At 32.7% G+C, this 24,870-nt stretch carries 28 protein-coding genes and 1 pseudogene; 15 read left to right on the forward strand and 14 right to left on the reverse strand.

From position 1 onward, the window contains the following. The first annotated feature begins 20 nt into the window (after positions 1–20). The 12 genes and pseudogenes from ASF10_RS15275 to ASF10_RS15325 all read left to right on the forward strand — a co-directional run bounded on the left by ASF10_RS15275 (position 21) and on the right by ASF10_RS15325 (position 10,475). Positions 21–4,175 carry a DUF6531 domain-containing protein gene (locus tag ASF10_RS15275; RefSeq protein ID WP_241774965.1) on the forward strand — a complete coding sequence of 1,385 codons (4,155 nt, stop codon included), beginning with the start codon at positions 21–23 and terminating at the stop codon, positions 4,173–4,175. A gap of 16 nt (positions 4,176–4,191) precedes the next feature. After that, positions 4,192–4,785, forward strand: coding sequence for a hypothetical protein (locus ASF10_RS15280; protein ID WP_056252178.1), 594 nt, complete (start codon positions 4,192–4,194; stop codon positions 4,783–4,785). Between the two features lie 249 nt (positions 4,786–5,034). Continuing rightward, positions 5,035–5,862, forward strand: a complete 828-nt coding sequence (locus ASF10_RS24630; protein ID WP_056250691.1) for an RHS repeat domain-containing protein — start codon at positions 5,035–5,037, stop codon at positions 5,860–5,862. A 9-nt stretch (positions 5,863–5,871) separates the two neighbouring features. Continuing rightward, positions 5,872–6,411 carry a hypothetical protein gene (locus tag ASF10_RS15290; protein WP_056250693.1) on the forward strand — a complete coding sequence of 180 codons (540 nt, stop codon included), beginning with the start codon at positions 5,872–5,874 and terminating at the stop codon, positions 6,409–6,411. A gap of 251 nt (positions 6,412–6,662) precedes the next feature. Then, a pseudogene (locus ASF10_RS24725) lies at positions 6,663–6,785 on the forward strand (RHS repeat-associated core domain-containing protein); the annotation flags it as partial. 42 nt (positions 6,786–6,827) lie between these two features. Next, the gene (locus ASF10_RS24370; protein WP_056250695.1) at positions 6,828–7,244 is read left to right on the forward strand and encodes a hypothetical protein; all 417 of its coding nucleotides are present in this window, start codon (positions 6,828–6,830) and stop codon (positions 7,242–7,244) included. Between the two features lie 32 nt (positions 7,245–7,276). After that, on the forward strand, positions 7,277–8,290 hold the full coding sequence (locus ASF10_RS15300) for a hypothetical protein (protein WP_056250696.1): 1,014 nt from the start codon (positions 7,277–7,279) through the stop codon (positions 8,288–8,290). A gap of 37 nt (positions 8,291–8,327) precedes the next feature. After that, positions 8,328–8,885 carry an RHS repeat-associated core domain-containing protein gene (locus tag ASF10_RS15305; protein ID WP_082472448.1) on the forward strand — a complete coding sequence of 186 codons (558 nt, stop codon included), beginning with the start codon at positions 8,328–8,330 and terminating at the stop codon, positions 8,883–8,885. Between the two features lie 10 nt (positions 8,886–8,895). Next, a complete protein-coding gene (locus tag ASF10_RS15310; RefSeq protein WP_056250700.1) occupies positions 8,896–9,243 on the forward strand; it encodes a hypothetical protein in 348 nt (115 codons plus the stop codon). Continuing rightward, positions 9,233–9,583: an immunity 51 family protein gene (locus tag ASF10_RS15315; RefSeq protein WP_056250702.1), complete on the forward strand. Its 351-nt coding sequence runs from the start codon at positions 9,233–9,235 to the stop codon at positions 9,581–9,583. The genes ASF10_RS15310 and ASF10_RS15315 overlap by 11 nt, the downstream gene beginning before the upstream one ends. A gap of 26 nt (positions 9,584–9,609) precedes the next feature. Continuing rightward, positions 9,610–10,023, forward strand: a complete 414-nt coding sequence (locus tag ASF10_RS15320) for a hypothetical protein (RefSeq protein ID WP_056250705.1) — start codon at positions 9,610–9,612, stop codon at positions 10,021–10,023. 116 nt (positions 10,024–10,139) lie between these two features. After that, entirely contained in the window at positions 10,140–10,475 is a 336-nt protein-coding gene (locus tag ASF10_RS15325) for a hypothetical protein (RefSeq protein WP_241774966.1), read from the forward strand. A gap of 12 nt (positions 10,476–10,487) precedes the next feature. Here ASF10_RS15325 and ASF10_RS15330 read toward each other — a convergent pair whose 3' ends face one another. The 10 genes from ASF10_RS15330 to ASF10_RS15375 all read right to left on the reverse strand — a co-directional run bounded on the left by ASF10_RS15330 (position 10,488) and on the right by ASF10_RS15375 (position 18,505). Next, entirely contained in the window at positions 10,488–11,114 is a 627-nt protein-coding gene (locus ASF10_RS15330) for a PolC-type DNA polymerase III (protein ID WP_056250707.1), read from the reverse strand. Positions 11,115–11,116: 2 nt separating this feature from the next. After that, positions 11,117–13,036 (reverse strand): DUF294 nucleotidyltransferase-like domain-containing protein, encoded by a 1,920-nt coding sequence (locus ASF10_RS15335; protein WP_056250709.1) that lies wholly within the window; start codon positions 13,034–13,036, stop codon positions 11,117–11,119. 171 nt (positions 13,037–13,207) lie between these two features. Then, the gene (locus tag ASF10_RS15340; RefSeq protein ID WP_056250712.1) at positions 13,208–13,579 is read right to left on the reverse strand and encodes a hypothetical protein; all 372 of its coding nucleotides are present in this window, start codon (positions 13,577–13,579) and stop codon (positions 13,208–13,210) included. Positions 13,580–13,676: 97 nt separating this feature from the next. Next, entirely contained in the window at positions 13,677–14,141 is a 465-nt protein-coding gene (locus tag ASF10_RS15345) for a hypothetical protein (RefSeq protein WP_056250714.1), read from the reverse strand. A 31-nt stretch (positions 14,142–14,172) separates the two neighbouring features. Next, the gene (locus tag ASF10_RS15350) at positions 14,173–14,748 is read right to left on the reverse strand and encodes a DUF1572 family protein (protein ID WP_056250716.1); all 576 of its coding nucleotides are present in this window, start codon (positions 14,746–14,748) and stop codon (positions 14,173–14,175) included. A 94-nt stretch (positions 14,749–14,842) separates the two neighbouring features. Continuing rightward, a complete protein-coding gene (locus ASF10_RS15355) occupies positions 14,843–15,415 on the reverse strand; it encodes a pentapeptide repeat-containing protein (RefSeq protein ID WP_056250717.1) in 573 nt (190 codons plus the stop codon). 90 nt (positions 15,416–15,505) lie between these two features. Further along, a complete protein-coding gene (locus ASF10_RS15360; RefSeq protein ID WP_056250719.1) occupies positions 15,506–15,727 on the reverse strand; it encodes a DUF6095 family protein in 222 nt (73 codons plus the stop codon). Between the two features lie 232 nt (positions 15,728–15,959). After that, complete coding sequence (gene murQ / locus ASF10_RS15365) at positions 15,960–16,772, reverse strand: N-acetylmuramic acid 6-phosphate etherase (protein ID WP_056250721.1); 813 nt, start codon at positions 16,770–16,772, stop codon at positions 15,960–15,962. Between the two features lie 203 nt (positions 16,773–16,975). Further along, complete coding sequence (locus tag ASF10_RS15370; RefSeq protein WP_056250727.1) at positions 16,976–17,644, reverse strand: ZIP family metal transporter; 669 nt, start codon at positions 17,642–17,644, stop codon at positions 16,976–16,978. A gap of 96 nt (positions 17,645–17,740) precedes the next feature. Then, the gene (locus ASF10_RS15375) at positions 17,741–18,505 is read right to left on the reverse strand and encodes a class I SAM-dependent methyltransferase (protein ID WP_056250728.1); all 765 of its coding nucleotides are present in this window, start codon (positions 18,503–18,505) and stop codon (positions 17,741–17,743) included. A 132-nt stretch (positions 18,506–18,637) separates the two neighbouring features. Here ASF10_RS15375 and ASF10_RS15380 point away from each other — a divergent pair, with 132 nt between their 5' ends. From ASF10_RS15380 to ASF10_RS15390, 3 genes are all read left to right on the forward strand, one after another. Next, a complete protein-coding gene (locus ASF10_RS15380) occupies positions 18,638–19,801 on the forward strand; it encodes a class I SAM-dependent RNA methyltransferase (RefSeq protein ID WP_056250729.1) in 1,164 nt (387 codons plus the stop codon). Between the two features lie 162 nt (positions 19,802–19,963). Continuing rightward, positions 19,964–20,200, forward strand: coding sequence for a hypothetical protein (locus ASF10_RS15385; protein WP_056250730.1), 237 nt, complete (start codon positions 19,964–19,966; stop codon positions 20,198–20,200). Positions 20,201–20,215: 15 nt separating this feature from the next. Beyond that, positions 20,216–20,908 (forward strand): aspartate/glutamate racemase family protein, encoded by a 693-nt coding sequence (locus tag ASF10_RS15390; protein ID WP_056250731.1) that lies wholly within the window; start codon positions 20,216–20,218, stop codon positions 20,906–20,908. Positions 20,909–20,963: 55 nt separating this feature from the next. Here ASF10_RS15390 and ASF10_RS15395 read toward each other — a convergent pair whose 3' ends face one another. Genes ASF10_RS15395 through rlmD form a run of 4 tightly spaced genes read right to left on the reverse strand, consistent with a single transcriptional unit; the run spans position 20,964 to position 24,677 of the window. Next, positions 20,964–21,902: an XAC2610-related protein gene (locus ASF10_RS15395; RefSeq protein ID WP_056250732.1), complete on the reverse strand. Its 939-nt coding sequence runs from the start codon at positions 21,900–21,902 to the stop codon at positions 20,964–20,966. Positions 21,903–21,912: 10 nt separating this feature from the next. Continuing rightward, the gene (locus ASF10_RS15400) at positions 21,913–22,728 is read right to left on the reverse strand and encodes a DUF6048 family protein (protein ID WP_056250733.1); all 816 of its coding nucleotides are present in this window, start codon (positions 22,726–22,728) and stop codon (positions 21,913–21,915) included. Then, positions 22,700–23,254, reverse strand: coding sequence for a DUF6452 family protein (locus tag ASF10_RS15405; protein WP_056250735.1), 555 nt, complete (start codon positions 23,252–23,254; stop codon positions 22,700–22,702). The genes ASF10_RS15400 and ASF10_RS15405 overlap by 29 nt, the downstream gene beginning before the upstream one ends. A 10-nt stretch (positions 23,255–23,264) precedes the next feature. Next, positions 23,265–24,677 (reverse strand): 23S rRNA (uracil(1939)-C(5))-methyltransferase RlmD, encoded by a 1,413-nt coding sequence (gene rlmD, locus ASF10_RS15410; protein WP_056250738.1) that lies wholly within the window; start codon positions 24,675–24,677, stop codon positions 23,265–23,267. Between the last annotated feature and the right edge of the window lie 193 nt (positions 24,678–24,870).

The raw sequence follows: 24,870 nt of genomic DNA on the forward strand, positions 1-24,870 counted from the left end.
TGACCGATAATCATTTGACTATGGTCGTGGGTATAGATATCCATTTTACCACCTTACCGCCCTTTAATCCGTTTCATCCTTATATAGGTATTGTTATTGATCCAGCTGATTATATTCCGTTTTTGGGCACCAGCGTGCACGTAAATGGTTTTAAAAGAGGGAATTCAGACACCGGCGGAATTATAATTCCACTGGTACACATTCCGCTTTTTACACCGCCTTGGCTTATGACCCCAATTATAGGTCATGAAAGCATGAATTTTTTTGCGTCCCAGACCGTTTTCTCAGACAGTACCAGAATGAGTCCCAAAGGACACATGCTGATGACTTGTAATGATATTGGGATTCCGTTATCGATGTCCATTGGTAAAACCAAAATAGGCAAGAAAATGTTACCGTTTGCCCCAACCCTTTTTGCCCCAACTTCATTTTCCTTGCCTATTCCTACCGGAAAACCCGTAATGGTTGGAGGTCCATATCCGCCAGATTGGGGAGGTATGCTAACCGGATTACTCGCCAGTATAGGATTTAGTACCCTGATGAAATATGGAAAAAAAGCATTCAATAAATTACTAAAAGGATCTGTTGGTCCAAACTGGCTTAGTAAATTGTTGTGTAAAGCAGGTTTTGAACCCGTAAACCTTATTAACGGAGCCGTGATATACGAAGGCAGTGATTTTGATATCGCCAGCCCCATCACACTTAACTGGGAGCGTCGCTGGTACTCAGATTCACAATATGTAGGTTGGCTGGGTCATGGCGTACATTGTTCATATGATAGGGCTGTAGAGTTATATCCGGAAGATGATGCCCTGGGACTTCGCATGGACGATGGACGAATCGTGGCTTTTCCTGCCCTGATGCCAGAGGAAGAATTTTACCTGCGTCAGGAAAAAACAACCCTGAAAAGAACCGAAGACGGATATCAGGCTTACGATCATAAAAGCAGGCTTTTTTATGATTTCACCCTTTTTAACGGTAAAAAATACCAGCTTACAAAAATATCCAATCATGACGGAATAGCCATAGTTTTTAAATTTACAGGTTATACCCTCAGCAGCATTATCGATGCCGCGGGCAGAACTATAGAAGTAAATACCAAAGACGGATTTATACACAATTTAGAATTGGTAGGTCCTGAACAGAACGAACTTTTGATCATGTATCATTATGACGAAGATCAGAACATGACCGCCATTATAGATGCTTTAGGCAAGCCAACGGTGATTGAATACGAAAACCACCTGATGGTAAAAAAAACAGATCGTAATGGTCAGGCTTTTTATTGGGAATATGACTCAGAAAACCGTTGTGTACATACTTGGGGCGATGGAGGCTGGCAAGAAGGCTGGATCGAATACCATACTTATGAAGGTTATAATCTGGTAACAGATGCCAACGGAGCCGTAACCACCTATTATTATGAACCAAGCCAGCTCATAACACAGGTAAAAGATCCTATGGGCAACAGTGTATTTTATGACTATACTGAGTTTATGGAACTGTATCGCGAGATCGATCAGGAAGGATGCATTCTGGGCTTTAATTATGATGACAAGGGCAATAAAATAAGCACTACTTATCCTGATGGTACCGAGGAAATGATGCTTTATGATGACGAAAACCGCCCATCGATTGGCATAGATCCTGAAGGACATAAAACCATCTATTTATACAAAGACCAAAAGCCACACCAGCTTAAAACCATTATAGCGCCTGATAAAACCAGTACGCATTTTACTTATTATGCAAACGGATTACTGGCGAGTGTTGCTAAAAATAAGAACGAACTAGAACTGGTTTACGATCAGCAATATAACCTGATAGAATGGCGCGAGAACGATCAAAAACTAAAATCATGGGACTATGACCATCGAGGACGTGTGAAGGCGATATATACGCCAATGCAAATGGCAGATTATTTTAGTTATGATGCGCTTGACAGGGTACAGAAAATCATCGAGAAAGACAGCAATATTATAGAATTTGATTATGATAATTATGATGAAGTAATCGCTTTAAAAGACAATAAAAACAACATTAAGTTTACGTATACCCCATTAGGAAGCCTTTCATCAAGAGAACAAAACGGCGTAAAAGTTCGTTTTGACTACGATAAGATGGAACAGCTCGTAGGGATTAAAAACGAAGACCACGAAGCCTATTATTTTACCAGAAACAAAGCCGGATACGTTATAAAAGAAACAGCTTTTGACGGTATCGTAAAAAAATACAACCGCAACCTTGCCGGCGAAGTTACCCGAATAGACCACGGAGGCGGAAAATATACAGATTATGAGCAGGATGCCTTAGGGCGGATTACCAGAGCCGACTATCATGACGGCACCTGGGAAATCTATACCTATAACAAAAACGGACAGCTGGTAGAAGCTACCAACCAAAACGTAAGCATTTATCTGGAGCGTGATGCCGTTGGACGTGTAATAAAGGAAACCCAAAAACAACAGCTCGATGCCAACGAAAATGGTATAACGATTACCTCAACTTACAATAATTTAGGGCAACGTACCAATATAAGCAGTGGTCTTGGGGCTGATATCAATACGCATTATAACCAGAAAGGACAACTGGAACGTATAGAAGCCCAGAGTCACGAACTTAAGGAACAGCACAAGACTTGGGAAACCACACTGAAACGAGATGAGCTAGGACGTGAAATAGAGCGTTTTGCCACAGGCGGACTACACATAAAGACAAGTTATAACAACAACGGGAAACAAAAAGAGCAGGAAGTATTTGCTAATGGTAAACGCACAGGATCCCGCTTTTATAATTGGGATACCAACCAGCAATTGCGAAGCGCGGTGAACCAAATGACCCAAAGCTTGACCTATTTTGATTATGATGACTTTGGCAATCTTGCCAAAGCCAGCTATGACGGAAAAGAGGAGTTGTACAAAACGCCTGATGCGGTAGGTAATTTATACAAAACCCCGGACCGTAGTGATCGTAAATACGGTAAAGGCGGTAAACTGCTCAAAGACGAAAAATACTATTACAAATACGACAAACAGGGGAATCTGGTACACAAAAGCTCGCGTGATATTACCAAACCGCTAGTTTTTGAAAAACCAACCAATTTTTTTGATAAACTTATAGGCAACAAAGCCGAAGAAACAAGTTTACAAGACGAGCACGAACAGTGGCAGCAAGGTGATACCGCCTATACCTGGCTTGCTAACGGAATGCTTAAAAGCGTAACTAACCCTGATGGGAAAGTAGTAAGTTTTGAATATGATGCTCTGGGAAGACGTACCGCAAAAATTGCAAACAAAGAAATTTTTAGGTACTTTTGGGATGAGAACGTTCTTATTCATGAGTGGAAGTATGATCTAAATGAGAGACCGAAACTTATCATTGATGGTGATAATGTGGTTTATGATAAACGGGAGCCAATTGAAAATTTAGTTAATTGGATTTATAAGGAAAATACTTTTGTACCTATTGCTAAAATTATAGGAGACATAAGATATAGTATTATTAACGATTATCTTGGTCGTCCAATACAAAGTTATGATGATAAAGGAAACTTAGTTTGGGAAACCGATTATGATATCTATGGAGGTTTAAGAAATCTAAAAGGAGATAAATCATTCCTTCCTTTTAGACAACTTGGTCAATATGAAGATGTAGAGACAGGCTTGTATTATAATCGATTCCGCTATTATGATCCTGAGACTGGGCTCTATTTATCTCAAGACCCGATTGGACTTTTAGGAGGAAATGTACTTTATGGATACGTTAAAAACTCAAATATAGAAATTGATAAATTTGGATGGTATTCAGATTTGTTAGATACAGGAATGGGGCATCATATAATGCCTAGGTCAGTTGCCAATAAATTAGGTATAACTGATTTAGCTCAAACTGACTCTATTGCTTGGTATCCTAATGATGGAGCAAATACTGCTGATCTGCATGGTCAAATGCATACAAATCTTATAAATGAAGGAGTACCTTATCACGGTTCCAAATTTACTGGAACAGCTGATGATTTTTTTGATAAAGGAGCAAAAGCTTATAAAGATATTGATACAAAAGGGTTTTTGAAAATACCTGGAACAAAAGAAAAATTATTTAAGAATTTAACTCCTGCAGAAGCATTGGCAAAATTGAAAGAACTATTTGAAGCAAATAAAATACCTTGTAAATAATATAATAAATTTAGTAATGATAGAGAAAAAATTAGATGTGTCAAATTATGGCATTTATTTATTATCAGTTGATAAGTTAACAGATTTCTTAAAAGAAAATAAAATAAAGACAAAAAAAATATTAGAGTTTTTTCAGAAGAATCACGAGTTGTATTTAAAATCCTTAGAAGATGGTGTTTGGTTACCCATTTTGCCAATAGACTCAATAGAGTATATAATTAAAGTTGGTGAAAATGAAAATTTCGACAATAGTTGGGATAGAGTTTTTAAGATTGATGGATTTAATTTAGAAATAGGTAATGATAATTCTTTTTGGGTTGGTTCAACAGGAAATCTTCTAACATTTGAAATTAATGATTATTTAGACAATTCTAAAAAATTTAATTCCTATCAAACACTAGATGGGGAAGTTTTATATGATTCATTTAAATTTAATTTAGGAAGTGGCAAATATTTAGTCAATGTAATAGGTTATAAAAGAAAAAAATTCATTGAATATCCAGAAGCAAATTATGGTTACTCATTTGAATTTCAAAAAATAGAGGAATTTAATGGATACTTAGATCCTAGAGAAGATGATAAATATCTATTTAATATATCAAAGTATTAAATTTAGATTATAAATAAAAAGCTAAAAAGCAGAGAATATTCTCTGCTTTTTATTTTAATAGAGCTTCAAAATACTTAAAATAAAAAGATATTAAAAATTCTTCGTTTTCAGATTAAAATTGTAATATTTATACTATTTTTTTAAATGCTTTATAGAAATAAATCATTATGTTTGAGAAGTAATGTTCTTTTTCACTAATGGAAGTATAATCTAAAAGAGAGACCAAAACTTGTCGTTAATGGTGATGATTTGGTTTATGATAAACCAGAGCCAATTAAGAATTTGATTACCTGGGTTTATGAGGGAGGTTCTTTTGTACCAAGTGCTAAAATAATTGGTGAGCATAAATTTAGTATCATTAATGATTATATTGGTCGCCCTATCCAAGTTTATAATGAAGTTGGAGATGTTGTTTGGGAAACTGATTACGATATTTATGGAGGTTTAAGAAATCTAAAAGGCGATAAATCATTTATTCCATTTAGACAGCTTGGGCAATATGAAGATGTAGAGACAGGATTATATTATAATAGACATCGTTATTACAATCCTGAGAGTGGTGGGTATATAAGCCAAGACCCTATAGGACTATTAGGAGGTAGTGCATCTTACAAATATGTTCATGATTGTAATAATTGTGTTGATATATTTGGATTAAATCCTGTTATTTTTAGTGAAGAATTATCCAAAATTGCTCAAGAAGCTCACAATGTATTATTAGAACCAGGAAAATCTCCTAGAGGATTCAATAATAGTACCGTTTCTGTAGCAAAAGTTGATGTCAATGGAGTTTCTACTTTGTATGCTTCAGGCAATGGTGCAAGTTTATCACCTGCACAAAGAACTAAATTAGTAGAACTAGGTGTTCCTGAAGAAAATATTTTTAGTGGTAAAAGATTTAAAGAAATTATTGATGGAGATACGGGAACTTTAACCAAACTTTCAAATCATGCTGAAAGAGTTATTGAGAGAAATATACCTAAAGATGCGTCAATTAAGGAATGGGGTATATCTTGGGCATCTAAACAGAAAAATGAAATGTGTAATAATTGTAAAACCCATTTTGGGTGTAAATAGAAATTTAAAATGAAACATCAAGAATATATATTATTTGTAAAAGAAAAAGTATCACTATTAAATCAAGATAATCTTTTATTTTGGGACTTATGGTGCTTGAATTATGTATTTGAAAAAATAAAAAATAAAAGCTATCCTTTTTATACTTATATTGAAAAGAGTTATAAATTATTATGGGATTATAATGATAAAATAAATAATAATTTAGATGATATATTGAATGATGAAAGTATAGATAGTATTATGAATTTTGATAATGACGATTTTGATAATTTAGATGAATTTGATGTTGAAGAAAAAGCTATTCAAGAAATGATAGTTGGTTTAGAAAGTATCATATTAAATTTTAAAGAGAGTTTAAAATTAGTTTATAATGCATATGAGAATCCTATAAATGTAATTGATGTAGAAATAGATGGGATTTTAATTTCTAAAGAAAATGAAAATGAAATTTATTTAAATGAAACTAATTCACAAATGAGTCTGTTGGAAGATTTAAGTAGTAATGTTAGAAATTATACTTTTATAAATAGAAATATATATAGATAATTAAAATCAATCAGACTTTAATACTTTTCCACTAGCATAAGTTTTTAGTTTACAAACATAAAGCAATATAAAATGACAAAACCCGCTAAATTAGCGGGTTTTGTTTGAGTAGTTGTTTGAAAAGTTTAGTTTTATAAAACGATTATATATTTAGATGAGTACAAGCTTATAATGAGAAAGGCGATGTAATTGGGGAAACTGATTATGATATCTATGGAGGTTTAAGAAATCTAAAAGGAGATAGAGATTTTATTCCATTTAGACAGCTTGGTCAATATGAAGATTTAGAGACAGGTTTGTACTATAATAGGTTCAGGTACTATAATCCTGATTCAGGACTGTACTTATCCCAAGACCCGATTAGGCTTGATGGAGGTAATGCATTTTATGCATATGTACATAATTGTAATAGTTGGGTGGATATATTTGGTTTACACGGGTTAGATACTCAAGTTGTAAGAGCTGGTAATATTGTACATAACAAAACTTATACAAGTGGAGGTGGTATTGGAGGAGGAGGATTAAACCAGCAAGAAGCTTTACTTACTCACACAGAAAGAAAATTTTTCAATGATATTATTGATGATGTAGAACCTGGGGATCATCTTGTAATGAGAGGACAACTGAACCCCTGCAAGCCAGGTTGCCAGCCCGCTATTAGAAGATTTGTATTAGACAATAATGTTACTGCAGAATATCATGCATCAGATACTGGAATGAAATATACTTGGGAAAAGAAAAATGGTAAAATATATCAAACGGAAACAGATGGAATTAATGTTAAAAAATATGAATACAACATGGATACTCTTAGAAGAAAATTATGTAAATAATTATTTTATACATTAAGTTAAATATACAATCTATGATTACATATAATAATTTTACTGAAGTTGTACAAACAATAAGCAAATCTTATAATAACAAAAAACTAATAGTTGATGATATAATAGAAAACCCTAGAAGTATCAATTTGATCGAAAATATTCAAAACCAAATATTCAAAACTCCTTTTATTATAAATGAAATAGTCAGCGAAGGTGTTAAATTTAGTTTAAAAGACAATCCTGCTATTTTTTTTATCAAAAAAGAAGATTTTAATAATGAGGACCCTCCTTTATATGTAAATGAAAAAGGGAAACTTACCATATACTTTAATACTTCTTCTGTTATTATCTTAACAGAGCTAGCTTCATATGTATATAAAAATTCACTCTATAAAAAAGAACATGATGGATTTGGAATATATAGCGCACTAAGGGAAAATTTCAAATTAATATGTAAGGATTCTGAATATTTCTGTAAAATTTGGGCTCATAAAGAATTTGATTGTTTTGCATTAACAGATGGAAAAATAGAGAAAATTTACTTTGTATCTAATTCAAATAAAAACATCAGTAAACTAAGTCCAATGATTCCACCAACTATAGAAAAAGAAAAAAAAACATTATTTATTTCCAATCTATTAATTGACTCTTACATTCAGGGCCGTAGTTTACATGCAAAAGCAAAGCTTCAAGGTAATAATAACTTAATTGAAGTGTTATTAGAAGTTGAGAACAAACAACTGAATTTTTCTAATGAGATTAATTTTTTCAAAAAAATTATTAATAACTTTTCAATACAAAAGCAAGATCATATATTAAATCAAGTCGCTCAAGAAATTACAGATGCAGCATATAATCAAACAAACAATGTTGTAACTAATCAAGAAGATCTTACTAGTTTAAAGAAAGATCTGGCAATTTCAAAATTAGTAATTATTGAAGATGATTTATTATTACATCTTAAATCGAATCAAATATTACCAAATAGTGATATTGTTGTTCAAATGAATGAAGAACTACTTATAGTTGATCTCTCAATTTCTCCTCTATAGTTAAATTTATTAGAGTTTAAATGGCGATAGGAGCTTTATTCCATTTAGGCAGCTTGGGCAATTTGAGGATGTAGAGACAGGATTGTATTATAATCGTTTTAGATATTATAATCCTGATACTGGTGCTTATTTATCTCAAGATCCAATTGGTCTATTAAGTCATGAACCCAATTTATATGCTTATATATTTGATAGCAATAGTTGGGTAGATATATTTGGACTTAGTGGAGAATTAGTTTATCAATTGTTAGATGAGAGCGGTAACGTAAATTATTATGGAATTACAAGCAGAGATGCTTTAACACGTATGGGAGAACATACCAATAATGGTAAAATTTTCGAAAACATGGAGGTTTTAGCAGACAATCTTTCTCATGACGAAGCAAGATCTATTGAAGGGGCTTTAATTAGAAAAAGATTGGCTGAAAATATAGATAAATTCTCTGCAACTGATTCAGTAGAAGATCAATTAAGAAAATCAGGTTTAGCAAATAAAAATAGAGGAAGAGTTAAAGAACGTTGGTTATCAAATAGCCCTTTAGTAGATTTAGCGGATAAGATGCATAAAACACCTATGAAAGTAAAATGTAAATAAAATTATAATAATGAAAATATTTAGTACAGCTCCTGAGGGAAATGAGATGGCAGAATTAGAAAATGCAAGATATATCAATTTATCCTTAAGACAGATTGAAGAAAATATAGAATGGTTAAAAACGACAAATAAGCCAACTCAAGCAGTTTTAACTCATATTGATATTTTGGTTATGTTAGCTAAAAGATTCACTATAGATGCTAATTTATTAATTAAGAAAGATAAAGTTCAAGAATGGAAATCAGTTTTTAATGAATGGTTTGAGAGATGTGGGAGTAAAATTCCTGCAAAATTCCGAGATGGTATAAAAGCAAATGGAGATGAACTTTTTATAGAATTAGAGCAATATGGACATTAATAATTTTAAAGAATTAATTGCCCCTTTTTTTTGGGTTGAACATGAAAAAAGTGTTTCAGTATGTCTAAACGTAGGTGAATATAAAACAGAAATTTTTGAAACAAGAGAAGAGGAAGGCTTTGAAGGGAACGGTTACGACTGGGCTTCTTTAGCACAAGTTTTTTTAGAGGAACAAAAACCAGAACTCATCAATGTAGTTAAGTTTGATCCTGAAAGTAGTATGTTTTGTGCTTATTCTTCAGATACAGCTGCATTAAAGACATTTATTATAGCGTTTAAAGAAGTTTGTGAAAACAAAACATTGATGCTTGATTTGTTTTCAATAGCAGAATTAGATTAATATAATTTAGATATTAAATAATAAAAATGGAGCAAATTTTAAATAAACTAAATTTTTTCATTGAAAAGAATTTACCAATAATTCTGTCCAATTACACAGAAGATGATTTTGATATGGTTTTAGACCAAAGAGATCAAGATTCTTTTTCTGTAAGATGGATGGAAATGTTTGATATTGTCAAAGAGAAAATTATAGAAGATAAAATAGATAAAACTGTTTCAGATAATTGTAGAGAAAAAGTTTTCAAATTAGTTTATTCTATTACAAATAATTCTGATTTATCCTCTTATATATCAGATGATTTTGGAATGATCGTGCAATCACTAGAAACGAAACAGAATTATTTTTGGCTAAATTCTCTATGGTTAGAATATAAGAAAGGTATTTTACCGTATGCAAATTTATTAGAAACCGAAGGTGAATTAGCAGATCTAATTTAAAATGTAATGTAGGTTTAAATTCAAATATGTAATCTTACGATCACGTATTGAATTTTACATTCAAATAACAAGTAACTTAAAAAGGTTATGAAAGTAATGTCTAAATAAAAAATATTATGATTAGAGAGGAAATAAAAAAAATAGAAAAAATGGGCAGAATGCCAAATGAAAGTTTGAATGATGATGTATCTATAGATAAGCAATTAGAGCAATATGATGAACTCTTACAATCAATAGTAAAGCCAATTTCATTAGAAGAAGGAAAGGTATTAATTAAAATTTTTCCTGAGAATTCATTTTATGACTTACAATGGACATTATTACATTTAGTAGAATCATTATTTGGAAAGATAGATAATAATAAATATCAAGATTTAATTAAAAATTGTCCTAGTATAGAGTGGAAAGAAACTTTGAATGTTAGATTAAATAATGTAATGGATAACATTTAAGTAATATCCTTTTTATTTAAACAATGAATTCAAATTAATATGTTTTTTCTCTTTTAGTTTTTTTACAATTTTCAAAAAAGCAATTGCTGTTATATAAGCATCGCCTAAAGCAGTGTGACGGTCTTTTTTCGAAATATCGAATTTATCAGCAAGATCGTCTAAAGTATAATGATCTTTTCGCTCGAATAAATGCGATTTTATTAAAGTCTTTTTATATAATATCGCGGTGTCTAAGCGTTTATTCGTTAATTCTGGTAATCCGTTTCGTTGGAGGGCTTTATTGATCATCGTGACATCAAAAATAGTATGATGTGCGATAATAATCGAATCTCCTAAAAAAGCTAAAAATTGTTGCAAAGCTTCTAACTCTGTAGGACGCTGAATCACGAAAGCTTTTAAAATGCCGTGAATCTGAGCAGTTGCTTTGTCGTAATGATCCTGTTCTATATAAACTTCAAAGCTATCCTGAATGGCGATTATTCCGTTTTGCAGTACAAGAGCTCCAATACACAATATACGATCGTTATCGTAATCAAAACCTGTAGTTTCGGTATCTAAAACCACAAATCGGGTTTCTTCAATCGAAATGGTTTCATCAAAGAGATTTTCTTTTTTTTTCCAAAAATTAAATAAACTCATATCTATACCAGATTTGAAATATTAAAACGAACCGAAATTAATTCCTGAAGTTCCTTAATGGTTTTAAAAGTTCTTTTTAGTTTTATTTTTTCCATTTTAGATAAGGATTCCAAAGCGATAAATTGTCCGGAATCATGATGCAAAAGACCTTGCTTCGTTCTGAATTTTAATAACGCTTTAAAAGAGTAGGAACACGACAAATACAATTCTCTATTATTAGGTTCCAACTCGGCAAGTTTTTCAAATCGTTCTGCAGTATTGCTGATTGATTTCACGGAGTGTGATAAGATCAAAACTCTTGCAGCATCTGTCAAAGGCATTAAAGCTCTTCTTTTAATATCAAAATGGTCTTTATTAGCTCCGTCCTGTTCTACTAGAAACTGCCTGAAAAATCCCGTTGGAGACGGGCTTTGCAAAGCACCACTAACCAAATGAACATAAAAAACGGGATTTGCTTTTACATTCTCAAAAATAGATTCTGATAATTCATCAACAATGGCGGCATCGCCATAAGTCAGGCTATAATCAAAAAATATAAACGACAATAAAACTTCATTTTTTCCCGGATTGGTAATCCAATGCTGTACCTGATTTTTCCATTCATCCAGGCTCATACACCATTTTGGGTTCGAAGCCATCATTTCGGCAGGACAATAATCGTAGCCAATTTCAAAAAGCCCTTTATTGACAAGAGCAGCAAATTTTAAAAAATATACTCTGGTTTCATCTTTAAAAACATCAGAAACATTTTCATAAACAATCGCATTATCCTGATCCGTATGCAGCATTTGTTCACTTCTGCCTTGGCTTCCTAAAGCCAGCCACGCAAATTTTACAGATGGCGGACTACTCATTTTTTCTAACGAAATTTCGATTACGCGCGTCGTACAAGCTTCATTCAATTCCGTTATAATTTTAGCAATCAAAGTCATCGGTATATTTTGGTCTAAATATCCTTGAAGCAATTGCATGATTCGGGCACGAATAGGTTTAATTTCTTTTGCTTTTTTAGCTCTTTTAAGTGCTTTTATTAAAACAGCAGGATTATTACCCAAAGCAACCATTACATCATGTTTCGATAAGATTCCAACAGCTTTTGTATTGGTAGTTCCGTCTTTTGTCAGACACAGATAACTAATATTACTTTTCATCATTGCCATTTGCGCCTCTGTTACTGTCATTTTTTTAGGATACGTAATAACTGGTTTGGTCATTATGGTTTCTGCAGTAGTCAGGATCGAATAATCTCCGGTAACAATTTTATTGCGCAAATCTTTGTCGGTAATAATGCCTATAGGCAGCATTTCATCTACGATTAATATTGCTCCAACTTTTTTCTTTGTCATGATTTTTGCAATATCTCTCGCAGTTGTCGATGGCTCACAAGTCACAATTTTCTTCGAATATTTGATGGGCTGCAAGTCAAAGGAATCTTTTGCGGCATGATGATTTTCATGAAGCAAATCATCGCCATACAATTTATCCTTATGAATGTCTGAATATGGATTTCGGGTATTAGACGCATAACTTTCGATCAGGAAATTACCAACTGTTCTGTTTTCAAGCGCATAAGGTTTAAAAACCGCAATTGGAATCGCGTACAATATGGTTTCTTCATGTGCTACGGCTTCCATAATATAATTTTCCTGTGCCAAAAGCGGACGTAATCCAAAAATATCCCCTTCGTCGCACATGTCTAAAACCGTATTTTTTGGGCTTTTTTTAAGCGCAACAGCTCCTTTGTGAACCACATAAAAAGAATCATGAGTTTTGTCATTTTCTGCAAAGATTACGGCATCTTTATCTTTATAAACAATAGAAATTTGTTCAGATAGTTTTTCTAAATCTTTTTGATGTAAAAAACTAAAAGGAGGGAAGCCTTTTAAAAAGTCGGCAACTCTATGCGAAATGGTATTTTTCATGCGTAAGATTTAGGTTCTAATGTAAGATTTAAAATAGAAATGTAAAAGAAACACTGCTAAGTTTTTTTTTAAAAGGGAGAAAGATGCAAAGGAGCATACAGACAAAGGGTTTTTTTAACTTGAAGACAAAAAAAAAGTCCCTAAAAAGGAACTTTGTTATTTCACGTTTTCTTACTCTGTTTTAAAAACCGTACCGCGTTGTTTTTGATCAGAACCTACCATTCCAAACTCAAACGTATAAGAATTTTTAGAGGTTGTTAAAATTTTCATGCTGATTGCTTTTTCCTCAGCCATATTTTTGGGATGTTTCTTTTGCAAGATATATTCGCAATCACTAACCCAACGAACTGTTGAGGTATCTGTTTTACCTTCAAAAGTTTCGATTTCGATACCGTCTTTACGTTCAAAAATGGTTGTTTTTTTTACCCCATTTACATCAAATTCAAATTTGAATTTTCCGTTTTTAAAATCTTTACAATTGTGTTCAGCATCATAACAGGATACTAAGGCTAATAAAGGTAATAAGAATATAATTTTTTTCATTTTAACTGTTTTGTTTTTTTTGGCTCTTTCCTGCTTTTTATTCTAATCTCTTATATCTTCGGATACTTCAGGACAATCAGGGCTGGTATATTTATGTTTAGATTTTTTGGATATAAAATTCTTTTAATTTTTTAGATTCTTTTACTTCCTCTCTAATTTCTTCTTTAGATTCACTTTTGGATGCTTTTGGCCAGATATGAAAACCTCCGTGAGTCATCGCTTTTATATTTTGTAAAAGGGCGGGGCCAAATTCATCAAATCCACTCAAATCTTCCGGATTATCCCAAAGCCCCCATATACCATTTTCGTCAATATCTCCGGCATAATTAATAATATGCGTTGAATAGGTTTTAACCATTTTAAGCTTAAACTGTTCCAAATTATAAGAACCATTCCATCGAAACGGGGCTACATCGTCAATTCCTGAACCGGAAACAATCGAGTTTGTAAAACTTAATTCAATAGACATTTTGTGTTGGTTAGGCGAATTAGAATAACAATAAAATCCTTCCCATTCTCCACTAGGCAAGAAATGATGTGATTCGTTTTTGTCGTCTTTCATATTTATAGTTCCAAAATAAATATAACAATTGTTATTTTAATCTCTTTAATTCATCATCGGTAAAGTTCTTGATTTCTTTTTCCTTGGCAAATTTTTCGGCATTATAATTTCCTGATTTATTTCTGGGGATCGATAAACTGTTCCAACTGCTATTTTTTAATTGTTTCGCATAAAAAACAATCTGCCCAACATGATATGGATAATGTGCCAGTTGACGATTTATGGCTTCAATAACTGTATGACCTTCATTGCGAATGTATATAATGTCTGAGAGTTGTTCCGGTTTTAAGCTGTTTAAAGTATTTAGAAAACAATCCCAGCCTTTGTTCCAAACCAGTATAACTTCTTCTTTAGATTGTAAATCATTTTCGAATTCAGCATCGCGATTGCGCCATTCTTTTTCACCATCAGAAGTCAGGAAATCTGTCCAGCGCGAAAGCATATTACCGGAAACATGTTTGATTATGGCAGCAATACTATTCGTATCTTCGTTTACGGAAACAAAAAGCTGATGAGGTTCTAACTGTTCTATTGCTTTTTCGCCCAGCATTTTATAATATAAAAATTGCTTTTTAACGCTTTCTAAATAAGATTCGGTTGCTTCCATAGTTGATTTTTTAGCCACGAATTTCACAAATTTTCACGAATTAAAATTTAATCGTTTCTATATAGAATGTAATTTGTAAAAATTGTGGCACTTTCTAAACAATTTTAATATCGTATTTATCTAAAAGCCCGACAATTCCGTCATTCGAAAATTGTGCTTTTCGCATGGGGTTAAATTCCGGATCTATTTTGTAATTGTAAGCCGTTCTAAAATCTACAGCTGCCAATTGTGTATCATTAAAAATAGCTCCTTCTAAATTACAATTATCAAAAACCGAACTTGTTAAGTTGGTTCCTATAAAAGTAACTTCTCTTACGGAACAATTGATAAACTTGGTTTTAGGCATTTTTTTATTCGAAAAAATGGCATAATCTAAAACACTTTCTTCAAAATAAACCTGAAATAAGAAATCATCACATTCGTTAAAGGCGATTCCTAAAATTTTGCAATTCTTGAAACTCACATTTTTTAAATTCGTACCAAATAAACTGGTCATTGACAAATTGCAGTCAATAAATTCGCAGTCTAAAAAAGTATTGTAGGCAAAATTACTATTTGAAAAATCACAGTTTTTAAAAACACAATCTTCAAACTCCCGATTGTTTATTTTTTTGTCAATATAAATGACTTTTTCAAAGGTTTTCTGAATGTGAATTAGGCTTTCCATGATATATTGGATGAAGATTTTAAATTATATTAGGTGATAAACCCGACAGGTTTTTAAAACCTGTCGGGTTTTTTTAATTACTTTAAAGGATTAGTCATTAAACAAACCTTTCATAATAATTTTCAATCCGTAAAAAATCAAAAACATGGCGCTTAAACAAGCCACAATTCCAATTCCCAGAACTAAATAATGCCAGTTTGTATGCTGATTCATAAAGGCGTTATAAATCAAAGTAGGTCCAATAAATAATAGAGGCAATGAACCTGACATATATTTAATTCCTTTTCCTAGTAATTCTTTATTTGTTGCCATAATTTTTTGTTTCAGGTTTTGAAAAGTTTCAGGTTTTGAAAAGTTTCAAGTTTCAGGTTTTTTTAGTTTCAGGTTTATCGCAATCTTGTCATTTCGAAGAATGAGAAATCACACTCGTAAATCGACAAAGATTGAAAATATACATTGCGGAGTTTCTTGTGTGATTTCTCATTCTTCGAAATGACAAATTTTGTGTTATAAAAAATCATCTCAAATTTTACAAAGAACCTTTCTATTTTTTATAATTGTCGACAGCATTTCGCACACTGCCGTATTTTTTTAGTAATTCAGATCCTTCTTCGTATGAAACAGGAATTTCTTCCATGATCATTTTTACACCGCGATCTACTAATTTAATATTGCTAAGTTGCATGTCGACCATTTTGTTTCCTTTTACTTTACCAAGTTGGATCATAGCGGCGGTAGAAATCATGTTAAGCACTAATTTTTGTGCTGTTCCGGCTTTCATTCTGGAACTTCCGGTAACAAATTCAGGACCTACAACAACTTCAACTGGAAATTGAGCAGTTAATGCTAATGGACTTCCTGCATTGTTGGTAATACAACCCGTAAGGATATTATTTTGATTACAAGTTTCTAAACCGCCAATAACATAGGGAGTTGTTCCTGAAGCTGCAATACCAATTACGACATCATTTGCACCAATATTATTGTTTTGTAAATCGATCCAGGCTTGTGTGGCATTATCTTCGGCATTTTCTACGGCACGACGAATTGCAGTGTCTCCACCGGCAATGATTCCGTTTACTAAATCAAAAGGAACTCCAAAAGTAGGCGGACATTCTGAGGCATCAACAACACCCAAACGTCCTGATGTTCCGGCGCCGATATAGAAAATTCGTCCTCCCAGTTTTAATTTAGCTACAACTTGTGCTACAAGAGCTTCGATTTGTGGTATGGCTTTTTCGACTGCGTTAGGAACGGTTTTGTCTTCCTGATTGATATTGGTAAGCAACTCATGAACTGACATTTTTTCTAAATGTTCGTATTTTGAGGCTTGTTCTGTGGTTTTAGTAAATGTCATTTTGTTTTTTAGGTTGTAAGTTGCAAAGTCTCAAAGTTACAAAGTTTTTTGAATCTCCTGAAAATGATTTTTACTTAAAGTGTTGTTGCGTGAGGGATGGGAGTAAACTACCGAAGTAGTGCGGATAGCCCGACCGTATTTGCGAAAGGCGCAAATAAGCGGTTTGTTAAATAGCGCATTTTGTAAATAGGGTCATGCCCTGATTATAACATAAATGCCAATAAAATTCCCAGAACAATCATAGAAACTTTTGCTATATTGAATTTATGTCCTTCGCTGCTTTCGAAAATAATCGTAGACGAAATATGAAATAAAATACCAATTACGATTGCGGTAATCTCTGTATAATATTCATTTAAAAAAGCAAGATATTGAGATGCAACCGTACCAAGCGGTGTCATAACGGCAAAGGTTAGCATGAACGCAAAAATGGCTTTTTTATTAAGGTTTGCATTGATAAAAAAAGTAGTCAGAATTACTGCAATTGGCAGGTGATGAATGGCGATCCCAAGTGCTAAACCATGATGATGGCTTACCGGAAAACCTTCTAAAAAAGCGTGAATACACAAACTGATAAAAAGCAACCACGGAATCTGGCTCATTTGAGCATGTCCGTGAACGTGCCCGTGTTCAGCGCCTTTTGAGAAAAATTCGAGTATGATCTGGAACAAAATCCCGACCATGATAAAAATTCCAATATTGTGATTGTGTGTTTCGTAAACTTCCGGCAATAAATGCATTACGGTTAACGATAATAAAAATGAACCACTAAAGGCCAGCAATAATTTTAGATTGGTTTTGCTTTTTGGTTTTAAAAATAAAGCCACAACATAACCTAAAAGTACAGAAAATAAGGGTAATAGATAGTTCATTTCGTTTTGGTGTAATCGTTGATTTGTTTAATCGGTTAATCGAATAATTGTTACATTTTTTAACGATTAAACAAATTAACAGTTAAACAATTAAACCTATTTAAAAATCATGATTAATCGTTCGCTTTCGGTTTTGTGAAACTTTTTGAGTTTATAATCGCCAAAAATATCTAATAGAAAAATTCCTGCTTCGGCCATTAATTCTTCAAAATCCTTAAGGGTTAAAGCTTTCACTTTTTCGGTAAAGTGATAATTTCTGCCTTGATCTTCAAAATCTATTTCTTTAAAAATATGTCCGTCCTGAACGTATCTTTTTATTTTAAAATCGATACCGTCAACAGTTTTTACTTCTTCGGGAACTAGGGTTTCGATAACATTCGCCACGTTCATAAAATCGATTACGGCAAAACCATATTCAGTTAAACTTTCTTTTATGGCTTTTAGGGTGGTCAGGTTATCCTCGTCACTTTCAAAATAGCCAAAACTGGTAAACAAATTAAAAATGGCATCAAACTTTTCTTCAAAAGGCTCGCGCATATCGTGCACTTTAAAATGCAGGGTTTCGTTGCTGTTTTTGCTGGCTTCGGCAATGCTGTTTTCAGATAAATCAGCGCCTAAGACATTGAATCCTAATTGATTTAAATAAATAGAATGACGTCCTTTTCCGCAGGCTAAATCAAGAACTTTTGCTTTTTCAGGCAGGTTTAGATAATGGGTAAGATTATCCATGAAAATCTGCGCTTCGCGATAATTTCGGTCTTTATAAAGTATGTGGTAATAAGGAGTGTCAAACCATGAAGTAAACCAATTTTCGGTGTTACGCTCCTGATTTGGTGTTGATGAGTTTGGTGCTTCAGACATTTATTCTATTTCAATTAATTCAAAGTCCCGCAAATTTAGTGTATTTTTGCCGAAAAATAACTATTTCGTTACGATACCTGAATAATCAGATTGCGTCTGCGATTGGAGTTGTTTTTTAATACAAAAATAAAGATGGAAGAAAATTTTAGAATGATAGCCAAATGTTTTTTTGGTTTTGAAGAGATATTAGAAAAAGAATTAAGGGATCTTGGTGCTCAGGATGTCGAAAAAGGAGTGCGAATGGTAAGCTTTAAGGGCGATAAAGGTTTTATGTATAAAGCTAATTTATCGTTGCGTACTGCGCTTAAGGTTTTAAAACCTATTTACTCGTTTAGAGCTAATAATGAACAAGCATTATATAAAGGAATTTCGGGCGTAAACTGGTCAAAATTACTAAATGCCAATCAAACTTTTGTGATTGATGCAACGGTGCATTCTACCTATTTTAATCACTCTGAGTTTGTTTCTCAAAAATGTAAAGATGCGATTGTAGATCAGTTTAGAGAAAGAACGGGACAACGCCCAAGTATTGATAAGGCTTTTCCTGATTTAAGAATCAACATTCATATCGATAAAGATCAGGTCTCTGTTGCATTAGATACATCCGGAAATTCATTGCACCAACGTGGTTACAGAACGGCTACCAATATTGCGCCTATCAACGAGGTTTTAGCAGCAGGAATTTTGTTATTATCAGGTTGGGAAGGACAAAGTCACTTTTTAGACCCAATGTGTGGTTCAGGAACGTTCCTTGCTGAGGCAGCTATGATTGCCTGTAATATTCCGGCAAATATTAACCGTAAAGAATTTGCTTTTGAAAAATGGAAAGACTGGGATAATGATTTGTTTGAACAAATTATAAACAGTTTAATGAAGAAAACTAAAGAATTTCATTATACGATCAAAGGTTTTGATAAGGCGCCAAGTGCTGTCAACAAAGCAAAAGATAATATTAGAAATGCCAATCTTGAAGATTATGTTACTATAAAGGAAGAAAATTTCTTTGATACAGAAAAAGATGTTGAAGGAAAGTTGCATATGGTTTTTAACCCGCCTTATGATGAGCGTCTGGATATTCATATGGAAGAATTCTACAAAAATATTGGAGATACTTTAAAGAAAAGCTATCCGGGAACAAATGCCTGGTTTATTACTGCAAATCTGGAAGCATTGAAATTTGTGGGACTAAAACCTTCAAGAAAAATCAAACTTTTTAATGCAAGTCTTGAAGCACGTTTGGTAAAATACGAAATGTACGAAGGAAGTAAGAGAACAAAGTTTCAGGTTAATGAATAATAATTAAGATTCTAAGGCGCTAAGATTCTAAGTTACTAAGATTTTAACTTAGTATCTTAGAATCTTAGCAACTCAAAAAATATAAATTTAGGTTCGAAAGGATAAGTTCTAAAAGAAAAGCTTAGAAACTTAGCAACTCAGAACCTTAGCAACTCAAAAAAAATGTCAAAATTACAAGTAAGAGCTTTTTTATACCAATTAGGATGTTTTGCGATTCTATTTATTTTAGGAAGATATTTAGTGGCAATGTATACAGGATTAACGGGGTTTTGGATCCCGATGACGGCTTTTATTGTGGCGACTTTGATTTCGCCTAAGTTTCAGTCGGTGAAAACCAAAGACGGTGAAAAACTTTTTATGAAATGGATTTTTATAAAAGGAATTAGAGAAATAGGATAATTAATTTGATTTTATATGAAGATAATTGGACTTATAGGCGGAATTAGCTGGGTTTCTACTGCTGATTATTACAAACTTATAAATGAGGGTATAAATGATAAACTGGGAGGTCTTAACTTTTCAGAATGTTTGATTTACTCTTTTAATTATGCTGATATAAAAAAGAATAATGATGCCAACGATTGGGATTCTACTTTTAATATGCTTTTAAAAGGTTGCCAATTTCTTAAAGAAGGCGGTGCAACGGCAATAGTTTTATGTGCAAATACAATGCATTTTATTGCTGACAGGCTCGAAAAGGAAATTGATTTGCCTATTATTAATATCGCTTCTGCAACGGCTACAGCAATTAAGAAACAAGGATTAAAAAAGGTGGGTTTGTTAGGAACTAAGTTTACTATGGAACTTGATTTTTTTAAAGACAAACTTATCGATCAGGGAATCGAAGCTATTATTCCTCAGAGTGAAGATGATAAAGATTTTATTCACACTACAATTTTTGAAGAGTTAGGAAAAGGTCTTGTAACGGATGAAACTAAGAAACGTTATTTAGAAATTGCCAATCAGTTGATAAAAGAGGGAGCAGAGGGAATTATTTTAGGTTGTACCGAGATTCCTTTAGTAATAAAACCAGAAGATGTTTCTGTTCCGGTTTTTGATACTGCCTTAATACATTCAAATGCAGCTATTGAATTTCAATTGTCATAAAATTAGAACATAACTTAAAAGCCATGAATTTAAATTAATAGATTCATGGCTTTTTTTATTTTTGATATTCTTTGACTTTTACTGATTTATTGTTTTTGATCTCATATTCAGTATAAGTAGTTTTGTCTTTGTCTTCGAAACTTTCAACTTTTTTGATTAAATAGAAATTGTTATTTAACCATTTATAATGTTTGTCAGTTTCGTTTCCGCTTCCATCGGCTTCATATTTAACAAACTCTTTATTTTTTTGATCGAAGAATAAATATTCTAATTCTTCGAGTTTTATGTTTCTAATAAATTGTTTTTTCGTTTTATCGTAAACAAAATAAAGAAAACCACCATCATACTTAATTCGGTCCGGGAAATAGATTGGGATCTTGATGTCTAAAAGACCGTCAAAATTTAGGTCTTCTAATTCTACTTCTCCATCTTTTTCATAAATCACTTTATTAAAACGGGAAAGTGTTTGTACTATTTCTTTTTTCGAATTGTAAATGTCGAGTTTGCTGATTAAGAAATTATCTGCTAATTCTCCATTTATATTTTCGGCTTTTCCTTTGTACTGGTTAAGTTTATAACTGTAATCTTTTGGATTAAATGAAGTTAAATCTTCCAGACAAGTAAGTGTTACCTCAAGTTTTTTGTCTTTTTTTTCATTTTCCCAGATTCCGCTTAATCCATAGTCTTTATTGAGCTGTAACAAAAAAGATCCGGTTTTTTTAGCGACATTTCCTGTTTTAGTAGATGTATAAGCAGTTTCTTCCAGCTTTATTTCACCATTTTTTAAAATACCATTTGTAAAAATAGATCTGTCTTTACCGCTTTTTACATAATAATAGCTTCCTGAAACAGAATCTTTTCCCTGAATAAATTCAACGGTCATTTCTATAGGATATTTGTCTATTTTTCCGGAGAAATGCAAAATGGTCTTAACGATTGTTTTTTGCGCAAAAGTGATTTGACTAAAGAGTAACAGAATGATGAATTTTTTCATTTAGCAAAAATTACTTTTTAGGAGTGTCTTTTGTTGTAATAGCAGGAATAATTGTTTTTTTCTTGTAAAGAGGGATAAAGTAAGAAACAGTATAATTGAAACCTACTCCAAAACTTCCGTCATAAGTTCTGTTAAAGCCCGGAATATACAAATTATCAAAACCGGAAGGTTTAGAATTTGCTACTAAAAGTTTTAGCTGAACACCAAATCCCACAAAAACATTATTAAATACTTTTGCTTTTAATCCTGCTGCAAATTCAAGCCATCCCGCCGTAAGTCCGTTATATTTTTGACCTTCTGCAATTGCCGGCTGTTCTCCCCAATACGGGTTTGGGTTGTAAATTTTATAGCTGTTTAATTGTTGGCTAAATGTACTAAATCCACCTCGTAAACCTATTGTGATTAGATTCTCCATATCAAGCCAGTTTTGGTACGTATTGTAATCAAAACCACCTTTGATATAAGTTCCGGTTGCTGTTGAGTTTAATCTGTCGTCATCTGTAGTTTTATCCTCAAAACCAAGTTCAGCTGCGATATAGTATTTTTTCGTTAAACGAAAATCACCTACAACCTCAATTCCTTTATAATCTTTATCATATAAACCACGAGTCAGTTTGTATAAATCAACTCCTACGCGAAGACCGTAGCGATCTGTTTTGATGCTGTCTTTTTGTACTTCCTGGATCGCAGGTTTAGCGGTTTCAGGTTTTGGTTTTTCCTTAACAACTTCTTTTGTTACTGTTTTTTTTGATGTTTCCTGGGCTTGAACCAAAAACATTGAAAACAATAAGAAAAAACTAAAATAATACTTTAATATGTGTTTCATTTTCAGATTCGACGTTAGATTGTAGAACAATAACTCTTTGCATCCATAGTCCATCATTACTTGGATCTGTTTGCTCAAATGGGGCTGATGGTGGTACAGTAACTGATGGATTTAAAGTGAAAATTGTTTTAAAACCACAAGCTCTTGATACATATACATTTTGACGTGTATAATTAAATTTAATCACATCTGTATTTATTGCAGCCGGATTTGCATTTCCGGAGTCTAAAATAAAACTATAAGTAACGGTGTCTGCATCAGTTTTTAACGGAATGGAAACGGTGTTGCCACTGGTTAAATATTTTGTAATTTCTGTGCCGCTTTCGTTAAAAATAATTCCATTAGTTTGTCCTTCGCCAATTACCTTTAGATTAGTTAGATTTTTGGGTACTGTTGGAGCTGTAATATCAAAAAACGAAATCACTAATCTGGGAGTAGTGGGTGTATTTGCATCACAAATATCATCTTTCTCACAACTGGATAAACCAAAAGTAAAGACTAATAGAAGAGAGATTATTTTTTTCATTTAAATTTTGTTATCGAAGTTCTAAAAGTACAACATTTTCGACATGATGCGTTTGCGGAAACATATCAACCGGTCTAACGCGGGTAACTTTATATTTCTCGTCCATTAAAGCTAAATCACGTGCTTGTGTTGCTGAATTACAACTTACATAAACTACTTTTTGAGGAGCAATTTTCAGGATTTGATCAATAACCGCGGCGTGCATACCATCTCTTGGCGGATCTGTAATGATAACGTCTGGTTTACCGTGCTGTGCGATGAAACTCTCGTTAAATACGACTTTCATATCACCTACAAAAAACTCACAATTCGTAATATTATTGCGTTCTGCATTTGCTTTAGCATCTAAAATTGCTTCGGGAACACTTTCTACACCAATTACTTTTTTTGCTTTTTTAGAGACAAACTGAGCAATAGTTCCTGTTCCTGTATATAAATCATAAACGGTTTCGTCTCCTGAAAGTCCGGCGAAATCACGTGTTATTTTATACAATTCATAAGCCTGATCAGAGTTGGTTTGGTAAAAAGATTTAGCATTAATACTAAACTTCAAACCTTCCATTTCTTCAAGGATATAATCTCTTCCTTTATATAATTTGATGTTTTGATCGTAAATTGTATCGTTTTGTTTTGAATTTACGACATATTGCAAAGAGGTAATCTGAGGGAATTTTTCGTAAAGATGATCTAATAAAAGTTCACGATTTTTTTTATCATTTTCATAGAACTGAATCAAAACCATGATTTCACCAGTCGAAGCCGTACGAATCATAAAAGTTCTCAATAAACCGGATTGTTCTCTTGGATTAAAGAACGCTAGATTATGTTCGTTTGCAAAATCCCTGATTTCGTTTCTAATGGCATTAGACGGATCTTCCTGCAGGTAACATTTTTGAATGTCAAGAATTTTATCCCACATTTTTGGGATATGAAATCCTAAAGCATTTCTGTTTCCTAAATCCTCAGTGCTTTCGATTTCTTTCTCTGTTAACCAACGGCTGTTCGAGAATGAAAACTCCATTTTATTTCTATAGAAAAATTGTTTTTCTGAACCCAAAATAGTTTCGAATTCAGGAAGTTCAACTTTTCCTATACGCTGCAAATGATTTTTTACCTCGTTTTGTTTGTAATACAGCTGTTGGCTGTATTTCATATTTTGCCATTTACATCCACCACAAACTCCAAAATGATCGCAAATAGGTTCAATGCGATGTTCTGATAATTCATGAAATTTTACGGCTTTACCTTCATAATAGGCTTTTCTTTTCTTGAAAGTCTGCACGTCAACTACATCACCCGGAACCACGTTCGGGATAAAGATTACTTTTCCGTCAGGAGCTTTTGCTACTGATACTCCTTTTGCTCCGGCATCCAGAACCTGAATTTGATGAAAGACAACTTTGTCTGTATTTTTTCTTCCCATAGCGCAAAAATAAGGGTTTGTAAACTTTTTCAAATTTAATTTTTCAAATATTTTATCAAATTGTTTAATTTATTATTTTAATTGACTTTAAAAGTTAACTTTGTTTTTAGCAATTCGCCCAAATCTGCTATTTTTAATTTATAGATTGTTATGTTTTTATGAAGTTGTATCATAATCTTTCACAAATTAGCTT

This window comes from Flavobacterium sp. Leaf82, from assembly GCF_001422725.1.
Classification (GTDB): Bacteria; Bacteroidota; Bacteroidia; order Flavobacteriales; family Flavobacteriaceae; genus Flavobacterium.

What these genes read in the sequence shown, in the direction of transcription:
- ASF10_RS15320 (WP_056250705.1), top strand. Translation starts at nt 9,610, where the DNA reads ATGGAGCAAATTTTAAATAAACTAAATTTTTTCATTGAAAAGAATTTA.
- ASF10_RS15370 (WP_056250727.1), bottom strand. Translation starts at nt 17,644, where the DNA reads ATGAACTATCTATTACCCTTATTTTCTGTACTTTTAGGTTATGTTGTG.
- ASF10_RS15290 (WP_056250693.1), top strand. Translation starts at nt 5,872, where the DNA reads ATGAAACATCAAGAATATATATTATTTGTAAAAGAAAAAGTATCACTA.
- ASF10_RS15350 (WP_056250716.1), bottom strand. Translation starts at nt 14,748, where the DNA reads ATGGAAGCAACCGAATCTTATTTAGAAAGCGTTAAAAAGCAATTTTTA.
- ASF10_RS15405 (WP_056250735.1), bottom strand. Translation starts at nt 23,254, where the DNA reads ATGAAAAAAATAATCTCTCTTCTATTAGTCTTTACTTTTGGTTTATCC.
- ASF10_RS15385 (WP_056250730.1), top strand. Translation starts at nt 19,964, where the DNA reads ATGTCAAAATTACAAGTAAGAGCTTTTTTATACCAATTAGGATGTTTT.
- ASF10_RS15390 (WP_056250731.1), top strand. Translation starts at nt 20,216, where the DNA reads ATGAAGATAATTGGACTTATAGGCGGAATTAGCTGGGTTTCTACTGCT.
- ASF10_RS15280 (WP_056252178.1), top strand. Translation starts at nt 4,192, where the DNA reads ATGATAGAGAAAAAATTAGATGTGTCAAATTATGGCATTTATTTATTA.
- ASF10_RS15395 (WP_056250732.1), bottom strand. Translation starts at nt 21,902, where the DNA reads ATGAAAAAATTCATCATTCTGTTACTCTTTAGTCAAATCACTTTTGCG.
- ASF10_RS15325 (WP_241774966.1), top strand. Translation starts at nt 10,140, where the DNA reads ATGATTAGAGAGGAAATAAAAAAAATAGAAAAAATGGGCAGAATGCCA.
- ASF10_RS15340 (WP_056250712.1), bottom strand. Translation starts at nt 13,579, where the DNA reads ATGAAAAAAATTATATTCTTATTACCTTTATTAGCCTTAGTATCCTGT.
- rlmD (WP_056250738.1), bottom strand. Translation starts at nt 24,677, where the DNA reads ATGGGAAGAAAAAATACAGACAAAGTTGTCTTTCATCAAATTCAGGTT.
- ASF10_RS15400 (WP_056250733.1), bottom strand. Translation starts at nt 22,728, where the DNA reads ATGAAACACATATTAAAGTATTATTTTAGTTTTTTCTTATTGTTTTCA.
- ASF10_RS15375 (WP_056250728.1), bottom strand. Translation starts at nt 18,505, where the DNA reads ATGTCTGAAGCACCAAACTCATCAACACCAAATCAGGAGCGTAACACC.
- ASF10_RS15345 (WP_056250714.1), bottom strand. Translation starts at nt 14,141, where the DNA reads ATGAAAGACGACAAAAACGAATCACATCATTTCTTGCCTAGTGGAGAA.
- ASF10_RS15310 (WP_056250700.1), top strand. Translation starts at nt 8,896, where the DNA reads ATGAAAATATTTAGTACAGCTCCTGAGGGAAATGAGATGGCAGAATTA.
- ASF10_RS15300 (WP_056250696.1), top strand. Translation starts at nt 7,277, where the DNA reads ATGATTACATATAATAATTTTACTGAAGTTGTACAAACAATAAGCAAA.
- ASF10_RS15275 (WP_241774965.1), top strand. Translation starts at nt 21, where the DNA reads ATGGTCGTGGGTATAGATATCCATTTTACCACCTTACCGCCCTTTAAT.
- ASF10_RS15380 (WP_056250729.1), top strand. Translation starts at nt 18,638, where the DNA reads ATGGAAGAAAATTTTAGAATGATAGCCAAATGTTTTTTTGGTTTTGAA.
- ASF10_RS15360 (WP_056250719.1), bottom strand. Translation starts at nt 15,727, where the DNA reads ATGGCAACAAATAAAGAATTACTAGGAAAAGGAATTAAATATATGTCA.
- ASF10_RS15315 (WP_056250702.1), top strand. Translation starts at nt 9,233, where the DNA reads ATGGACATTAATAATTTTAAAGAATTAATTGCCCCTTTTTTTTGGGTT.
- ASF10_RS15335 (WP_056250709.1), bottom strand. Translation starts at nt 13,036, where the DNA reads ATGAAAAATACCATTTCGCATAGAGTTGCCGACTTTTTAAAAGGCTTC.
- ASF10_RS15330 (WP_056250707.1), bottom strand. Translation starts at nt 11,114, where the DNA reads ATGAGTTTATTTAATTTTTGGAAAAAAAAAGAAAATCTCTTTGATGAA.
- ASF10_RS15355 (WP_056250717.1), bottom strand. Translation starts at nt 15,415, where the DNA reads ATGGAAAGCCTAATTCACATTCAGAAAACCTTTGAAAAAGTCATTTAT.
- murQ (WP_056250721.1), bottom strand. Translation starts at nt 16,772, where the DNA reads ATGACATTTACTAAAACCACAGAACAAGCCTCAAAATACGAACATTTA.